The organism is Vulcanococcus sp. CPBay_Sum15L08_68, assembly GCF_017855895.1.
Classification (GTDB): domain Bacteria; phylum Cyanobacteriota; class Cyanobacteriia; order PCC-6307; family Cyanobiaceae; genus Vulcanococcus.
The window spans coordinates 1-4402 of the sequence record NZ_JAFMFX010000096.1 but is presented as its reverse complement, the minus strand read 5'-3'; the positions used below and the strand labels follow the sequence as shown (position 1 = coordinate 4402).

General features: G+C 68.3%; 5 protein-coding genes and 1 pseudogene. 3 read left to right on the top strand and 3 right to left on the bottom strand.

The features are described 5' to 3' along the window. From zds to QZ189_RS10685, 3 genes are all read left to right on the top strand, one after another. Positions 1-1118 (top strand): 9,9'-di-cis-zeta-carotene desaturase (gene zds, locus QZ189_RS10695; protein WP_296421739.1); only part of this gene is annotated, 1118 nt, incomplete at its 5' end. A gap of 5 nt (positions 1119-1123) precedes the next feature. Continuing rightward, positions 1124-1579 (top strand): SRPBCC family protein, encoded by a 456-nt coding sequence (locus QZ189_RS10690; protein ID WP_010313234.1) that lies wholly within the window; start codon positions 1124-1126, stop codon positions 1577-1579. Next, positions 1560-2060, top strand: coding sequence for a hypothetical protein (locus tag QZ189_RS10685; protein WP_296421738.1), 501 nt, complete (start codon positions 1560-1562; stop codon positions 2058-2060). Before QZ189_RS10690 ends, QZ189_RS10685 begins: the two co-directional genes overlap by 20 nt. Here the strand turns inward: QZ189_RS10685 and QZ189_RS10680 are convergent. The 3 genes and pseudogenes from QZ189_RS10680 to QZ189_RS10670 all read right to left on the bottom strand — a co-directional run. Continuing rightward, the gene (locus QZ189_RS10680; RefSeq protein ID WP_296421737.1) at positions 2050-2835 is read right to left on the bottom strand and encodes a uroporphyrinogen-III synthase; all 786 of its coding nucleotides are present in this window, start codon (positions 2833-2835) and stop codon (positions 2050-2052) included. The two genes, QZ189_RS10685 and QZ189_RS10680, sit on opposite strands and share 11 nt — an antisense overlap. Positions 2836-2838: 3 nt before the next feature. Continuing rightward, positions 2839-4032 (bottom strand): glycosyltransferase, encoded by a 1194-nt coding sequence (locus QZ189_RS10675; protein ID WP_296416343.1) that lies wholly within the window; start codon positions 4030-4032, stop codon positions 2839-2841. 53 nt (positions 4033-4085) lie between these two features. Further along, positions 4086-4402: pseudogene (locus QZ189_RS10670) on the bottom strand (glycosyl hydrolase family 3); the annotation flags it as partial.

The following is a 4402-nucleotide window of genomic DNA, read 5'->3' as shown; positions in this document are numbered from 1 at the left end:
GGCTGGACAAGCTGCGCAATGCCCTGGCCCTGGGCACCAGCCCGATCGTCCGCGGTCTGGTGGATTACGAGGGGGCGATGAAGGTGATTCGCGACCTCGATCGCATCAGCTTCCAGCAGTGGTTCCTGGGCCACGGCGGCAGCGAGCAGAGCATTCGCCGCATGTGGAATCCGATCGCCTACGCCCTGGGCTTCATCGACTGCGAGGCGATCTCGGCCCGCTGCATGCTGACCATCTTCATGATGTTCGCGGCCAAAACCGAGGCCTCCAAGCTCAACCTGCTCAAGGGCTCGCCCCACCGCTGGCTCACCGGCCCGATCCTCGAGTACATCCAGGAGCGAGGCGCGCGCTTGCATCTGCGCCACCGGGTGACCGAGGTCCAGTTTGAAGAGGTCGCCGGCGAGACCCGCGTCACCGGCTTGACCCTCGGCACCCCCGACGGTGATCTCAAGGTCGAGGCCGACACCTACCTGGCGGCCTGCGACGTCCCTGGTATTCAGCGGATGGTGCCTGAGTCCTGGCGCCGTTGGCCCCTGTTCGACAACCTCTACAAGCTCGAGGCAGTCCCCGTCGCCACGGTCCAACTCCGCTACGACGGCTGGGTGACCGAACTGGGGGATTCCCCCATGGCCGAGGCCGCCCGCCGGGATGTGGCCCGTCCCGCCGGTTTGGACAACCTGCTCTACACGGCGGATGCGGACTTCAGCTGCTTCGCCGACCTGGCCCTGGCCAGTCCGGTGGACTACCGCAAGGAGGGGGTGGGTTCCCTGCTGCAGTGCGTCCTGACCCCCGGTGATCCCTGGATTCCCAAGAAAACCGAGGAGATCGTCGCGGCGACCGACGCCCAGGTCCGGCGCCTGTTCCCCTCGGCCAAAAACCTGAACCTGGTCTGGAGCAACGTCGTCAAGTTGGCCCAGTCCCTCTACCGCGAGGCCCCGGGGATGGAGCCCTACCGCCCGGACCAGACCACGCCGGTCACCAACTTCTTCATGGCCGGTAGTTACACCAAGCAGGACTACATCGATTCGATGGAAGGCGCCACCATGAGTGGGCGTCTTGCCGCTGCCGCGATCCTGGGTCGTCAGGCGGAGCTGGCCACCAATGCATCCGTTGCCTAGAGACCATGGGCCGTTGGCTTGAACACAGCGTCACCACCGAGGTGAAGGCCCCCGCCGAGCGGGTCTGGGCGGTCTGGAGTGACCTGGAGGCCATGCCCCGTTGGATGAACTGGATTGAGTCCGTCACCACCGAAGACGGGGACCCCGATCTCACCGACTGGACCCTGGCGGCCCAGGGATTTCGCTTCCATTGGAAGGCGCGGATTACCGAGCGCGTGGAGGCCCAACAGCTCCATTGGGAATCCGTCGGCGGCCTACCCACGAAAGGGGCCGTTCGCTTCTATCCCCAGGGCGGCGAGAGCACGGCCGTGAAGCTCAGCGTCAGCTACGAGCTGCCGGGGGTCTTGGCACCGCTGATGGATGCCTCCATCCTGGGGGGGATCGTGACCAAGGAGCTCCAGGCCAACCTGGATCGCTTCCGCGATCTCGTCCAGAGCGGCTATGGCCAAGAGGCGCACTAACCAACTGATTGCGGTCCTGCCTGTGCTGCTGGCCTTGGCGGCCTGCGGCACAGGCGAGAGCAGCACGGCGCCCTCTGCCCCGGGAACGGCGATTCCGCCCGCCCGCGTCTCAGAGCCGACGCCGCTCACCCCATCGCCGGGCTTCATCGCGATGCCGAGCGCCCAGCAGGTGGTTCAGGCCCAACCCCATGGCCGCATTGACCCCTTCGCACCGGTCACTGCTGCGCCGGCAAGCACCCCAAACGAGACCCCCCAGGCGGATCTGCAGCTCACGGGCCTGATTGGCAGTGGCCGCAGCGCCCAGGCCCTGGTGTCCCTGGGCGGCCAGAGCGGCACGGTGTGCATCGGCCGCCAGGGCCTCTGCCCGGGCTCCGGTCTGCCGGCCCTGCTGCCCCCGGGCTGGACCGTGACGGGCATCGATCTGGGGCGCGGTCAACTGCGCTTGAACCAGGCCGGGCAGCAGCGGGTGCTCAGTCTTTAAGGGCGAGGGCACAGGCGGCCACGAGCCCATCGAGGTCATGGGGGTTGGCCTCCGCGTCAACGCGCCCCAGGAGCGCCTGGAGTGTTTTTGAGGTTTGCGGGCCAATCGAAATCAGTTGGACCCGCTCCAGCGGCTCCCTCCAGTTCTCGCCGAACTGCTGCTCCAGCAGTTGGATGGTGTGTTGCACGGTCTTGCCGCTGCTGAAGGTGATGGCATCGACCCGTCCCTCGGCCAGGGCCGTGGCGGTGGCCGCCGGCAGCGTTTCGGGGCAGCGCGATTCGTAGGCCGCCACTTCCACCACCCGTGCTCCGGCCTCGCCGAAGGCTTCCGCCAGCAGGGTCCGTCCACCGCTCTGCACCCGCGGCAGCAGCAGCCGCAGGCCCCAGCCGGAGACAGGGAAATGCTCAATCAGGCTGTCGGCGACGAAGGCCGGCGGCACGAAATCAGCGGCCGCCCCCAGCTCATCGAGGCGCGCGGCTGTTTTGCGGCCGACCGCGGCGATCTTGAGGCTGCTGGGCCGCCGGGCCAGGCTGCTGCCCTGGCGCTGCAGCCGCTGCTCCACGGCATCGACCCCATTGCTGCTGGAGACGATCAGCCAGTGGAACTCCTCGAGCTCCGCCAGGGCGTCATCGAGGGGGCCCCACTCATCGGGCGGGCCAATCACCAGGGCGGGGAGATCCAGGACGCTGGCTCCGGCCTGCTCGAAGAGCTGCCGCGCCGTCCCCAGTTGCTGCTCAGCCCGGGTGACCGCGATGGTGCGTCCCTGCAGCGCCATCCCTCAGCCCTCGAGCTTGACCAGTTCTCCGGCTTGCTTGTGCAGCCGCTGGGCCTCCTGGGTGCGTCCCTGGTCAATCAGCAGTTGGATCGCCTCACGGAAGCTGCCGCGGGAACCATCGATGTCGCCGCCCAGCAGCAGGGCGACGGCCAGGTTCTGGTGGGTTTCGGCATGGCCGGGATTGACCCGTTTGGCTTCGCGGTAGGCCTCCAGGGCCCCGGCGAGATTGCCCTGTTTGCGGCGGATCAGGCCGAGGTTGTACCAGCCCAGGCCGATCTCAGGGGCGACGCGGGTGGCGCGGGCGCTGAGGGCTTCCGCCTCCTCCAGTTGTCCGAGCTGCAGCAGCAGCGCCGAGAGGTTCAGCTGGGCCGCCAGGTTCAGCCGCGGTGCCAGGGGGATCTCCAGGGCTTGGCGGTAGTAGCGCTCCGCTTGCTGGGGGTCGCGGCTGGCTTCCGCGAGGGCCAGGTGCAGCAGCAGCTCGTAGCGCTCGGGTTGGGCTTCGCTTGGGCAGTTCGCCAGGCCCTCCTGCAGCAGCTTCAGGCCCCGCTCGAGGTTGCCTTCGGCGACCTCCAGGCTGCCCAACTTGGCGCAGGCATAGGGGTCGCCGGGACGGCTCTGCAGCTCGGCCTCCATCGCCTGGCGCAACCGCTCGGGTTTGTTGCCTTGGGCCAAGAGCTCTGGGCGGTAGCCGTCGTGATCGATGGCGGGCTCGGAGCAATCGGCGATGCGCCACTGCGGCTCCTCCTTGAGCAGTTCCGCGACGCTGTCGTCAATCATCGAGTGATAGGCCCGGCTCCAGCGGATGCGCGGATGGCGGCGGAAGAGCCGACTGACGTTGGAGTAGGGCGACTGGATCGCGCCGCGCTCATGGCGCAGCAGGTTGATCACCAGCACATCCGGTTGCGCCATGAGGGCCCGCAGGGGCTTCCAGGCCTCCGGTTTGAGCCGTTCATCGGCGTCCAGCACCAGCACCCAGTCGCCTTGCACCATCTCGAGCGCTTGGTTGCGGGCGGGGGCAAAGTCCCCGGGCCACTCGATCGCCTCCACCCGGGCACCGGCGGCCTGGGCCAAGGCGACGGTGTTGTCCTTGGAGCCGGTGTCCACCACCACCAGCTCATCGGCAAAGCCTTGGACGGACCGCAGGCAGTCCTCGATTTGTCCGGCTTCATCCCGAACGATCATCGAGAGGCTGAGCATGGTGGGTGCCGGCGGCCGCAGAAGACGGCCCGAGGCTAGTGGCAGTGGCTCGCTTAGTCGGTAAAGCCGCCCTCCAGCGCCGCCTCGGGCAACCCCAGGGCCGCGAGCACCTGGGCCTGGGCCTGGGGCATCTGAGCCGGGCTGTAGGCGGCGGGTAGATCCGGCGGCAGGAGGGGTTCGAGGGCCTGCCAGAGGTAGGGACTGCCGTAGACCGCCAGACCAGCCAGGCGCTGGGCCGCGAGCAGTTGCCGCACCACCTGGGGCCAGGGTTCATCGCCGCCGGCACTGCCGCGGAAGGGATTCCCCCGCACCAGCAGTTGCAGCAGGACCGGCCCGTCCGGCAGGCGATCCAAGGCCAGGGGTGCCTCGG